1 protein-coding gene is annotated in these 1,562 nt (G+C 77.2%); it reads left to right on the forward strand.

Going from position 1 to position 1,562, the window contains the following annotated elements; all coding sequences use genetic code 11:
• The coding region (locus HMPREF3159_RS12305; RefSeq protein WP_141748215.1) for an HD domain-containing protein at nucleotides 1-1,503 on the forward strand (1,503 nt) is incomplete at its 5' end.
• Between the last annotated feature and the right edge of the window lie 59 nt (nucleotides 1,504-1,562).

The following is a 1,562-nucleotide window of genomic DNA, read 5'->3' on the forward strand; positions in this document are numbered from 1 at the left end:
CCGGTCACGGTGATCGCGATCGCCCCCGGCGGCAGCGCCACCCGCGGCGTCGGCACCGCGCGCCGTCCCGCCCTCGAGCGCCTCGGGCACGGCGTGATCGTGCAGGCCGGGGAGGTGTCCGTCGACCCGTCCTCCCGGGACCTGCTGCGGGACGTGGCCGCGGTGCGGCACGCCGCCACCACGGGGCTCCCGCTGGCCGAGGCGACCCTCGCCCGCATGGCGCAGGAGCCCGTGGCGCCGCTGCTGCCCGCCCAGCGCGACGTGCTCGTCGACGCCCTCGCCGGGGAGCACCTCGCCGACGCCTACGAGGCCCTCGACGTCAAGGGCGTGTTCTCCCGCTGGGTGCCGGGCTGGGCCGAGATCCGCAACCGGCCCCAGCGCTCGGCCGTGCACCGCTTCACCGTGGACCGCCACCAGATCGAGACCGTGCTCGAGGCGCAGCGCTTCCTGTCCCGCGTCAGCCGACCCGACCTGCTCCTGGTCACCGCCCTGCTGCACGACCTCGGCAAGCGCCCAGGGGCGCGGGACCACGCCGCCGAGGGCGCGCCGCTCGCCGAGACCGCGGCTCGCCACCTCGGCTTCGACAGGGCCGATGCCCGCACGATCGCGACCCTCGCGCGCGAGCACCTGACCCTGGTGGGCCTCGCCACCGGCCGCGACCTCGCCGACCCCACGACCCTGCGCGAGCTGCTGCGGGCGGTGGACGAGGACCTCGACACCCTCGAGCTGCTGCGGGCCCTGACCGAGGCCGACGCGATCGCCGCCGGCCCCTCGGCCTGGTCCACCTGGCGCGCCGACCTCGTCGACCACCTCACCGATCTCGGGCGCGACGCGCTGCGCGGCACCGAGACCGCGCCCCGCACCCGGCTGGCCCCGCAGCGCTCCGCCCAGGAGGCGGTGCTGGCCGCGGTGCGCCGCAGCGACAGCGCGCAGGTCATCTATCCCGCCCCGCTGGACGACGAGCCGATCTCGCAGCTCTGCCTCGGCGCCCCCGACGGCGCCGGGGTCTTCGCGGCGATGGCGCGGGTGCTGGTGCGGCTGCGCCTGGACGTGCACAGCGCCGTGGTCAGCACCCAGGACGGGATCGCCGTGAACACCTGGTGGGTCACCGGCACCCAGGCCGACCTCCCGCACCCCTCCGTGGTGCGTTCGGCCCTGGACCGGGAGCTGGCGCACCGGGACCGGGCCGACGCCCGGGTGCTCGAGCTCCCACCGGCTCCGCCGCTGCGGACCACCGAGGACGCCCCGGTGGTGACGCTCCTGCCCGGCGCCTCGCGCGAGGCGACCGTCGTGCAGGTCAACGCCCGCAACCGTCCCAGCCTCCTGGCCGACGTCGCCGAGACGATCACCGTCCACGGGCTGCAGGTGCGCAGCGCCCACGTGATGACCCTCGGCCGGCGCGCGGTGGACGTGCTGTACCTGACCGATCAGCACGGCCGCGCCCTGGACCCGCCGACCGTCGGCCGGATCGTCGCGGCCCTGATGGACGCCGCCTCGACCTGAGCCGGCCGGGTCGGCGTCGCCGCGCAGGCTGGGCCGCGGCGCAGGCTCCGCTGCGGCGC

It is taken from the genome of Brachybacterium sp. HMSC06H03, from assembly GCF_001807385.1.
GTDB classification, from domain to species: domain Bacteria; phylum Actinomycetota; class Actinomycetes; order Actinomycetales; family Dermabacteraceae; genus Brachybacterium; species Brachybacterium conglomeratum.